The following is a 1,275-nucleotide window of genomic DNA, read 5'->3' on the forward strand; positions in this document are numbered from 1 at the left end:
CTCCTGAACGAGCTTGGCTATAACACAGACTGGATAGAACGCCAGCTTGCCCACTGCGAGCGCAACGGCGTCCGCGCCGCGCACAACTATGCCGAGTATCTGCCGGAGCGGCGACGCATGGTTCAGGCATACGCTGACTATCTAGATGACCTGCGTGAACGCGCAAAAATGAATTTGTAAAATCCATTATACCTATAAGGAAAAATAGCGGTAACAACAATTTAAATTAAATGCCAATCAAAATATCTTGTTGCCGCTGTTTTTCTTTTTAAACTATATCTCATCTCCCTCCGCAAAAATTTACCGCAAAGATTTTTTCAGCCAACGCTCTTGTCAAGTTCTTATAAATTAACTTTATTAATGAGTAGTATCCAATTTTCTGGATGATCTGCAAACTTTCGTTGCCGGTCAAAATCCTCTTCAGCACCCGCCTCACTTGCAAGGACTAAAAAGCAAGTTGTTGTCTACAGTTGTGCAGTAACATCAATTATTGTCGCATAGTGTTTATTTCTAAAAAATATAAAAAATCCAAAGCGATAAATATTTACGCTTTTAAATACAAAAATATGTCAAGCATTTTTATAAAATTTTTTTGAGTCCAATATGAACCGCTTTGGAGGTTGTTGGATATGTTTTCAAGCTTGCAACATTGCAAATTTACGGAGACGGAAAAAAGTTATGCTACAGTTTGCCGAACCTAACCAGACAGGAGAAAGTCCATGCAAAATATACCCAATAACGCTCTGCTTCGTCTGCCGCAGGTACTTGCGCTCATCCCCGTCAGCCGTAGCGCATGGTGGGCGGGCTGCAAGAACGGTCGGTATCCGAAACCCGTCAAACTCGGCCCGCGCACAACGGCGTGGAGAGCGGCGGATATTGCCGTGCTTCTGGAAAAGCTCACAGCCGACACGGAGGAAAAATGAATCCCGTTTTTTCCCCGGCTCTCCGTCCGTCACTCCCGCAGGAGTGCCGGAAGCGTGCATCCGGTCAAGGCCAAGCCCTGCCGGGCCGCTTCGCGGGCCTTGACCAAACGCCCTTGCTTTCCGGCTATGGATGCTTGCGGGCGACGGACGAGGAAGCCTCCGGGGGGGCTCGGTCAAAGGAAGTCCGCAGGCCAGAAGCACAAAGACAACGACACAAAAAAGCATGAGAGTATTAACTAAATAATGTTTTAATGTCATCCAGAGTTCCATTCACATGAAACCTGGCAAAAAGAGCCATCGTCAAGTCAACCATGTGCAGACTTCGTGAAACAACGACCGACTTTCGGCGGAA

1 protein-coding gene and 1 pseudogene are annotated in these 1,275 nt (G+C 46.7%); both read left to right on the forward strand.

The features are described from left to right. Positions 1–180, forward strand: a pseudogene (locus G7Y51_RS13445) (integrase); the annotation flags it as partial. A 539-nt stretch (positions 181–719) separates the two neighbouring features. Beyond that, the gene (locus tag G7Y51_RS13450) at positions 720–923 is read left to right on the forward strand and encodes an AlpA family phage regulatory protein (protein ID WP_165178259.1); all 204 of its coding nucleotides are present in this window, start codon (positions 720–722) and stop codon (positions 921–923) included. Positions 924–1,275: the final 352 nt, after the last annotated feature.

It is taken from the genome of Desulfovibrio sp. ZJ369 (assembly GCF_011039085.1).
GTDB lineage: Bacteria > Desulfobacterota > Desulfovibrionia > Desulfovibrionales > Desulfovibrionaceae > Desulfovibrio.

Bases quoted from the DNA above. Each gene is read 5' to 3' on its own strand.
- G7Y51_RS13450 (WP_165178259.1), top strand. From the start codon at position 720: ATGCAAAATATACCCAATAACGCTCTGCTTCGTCTGCCGCAGGTACTT.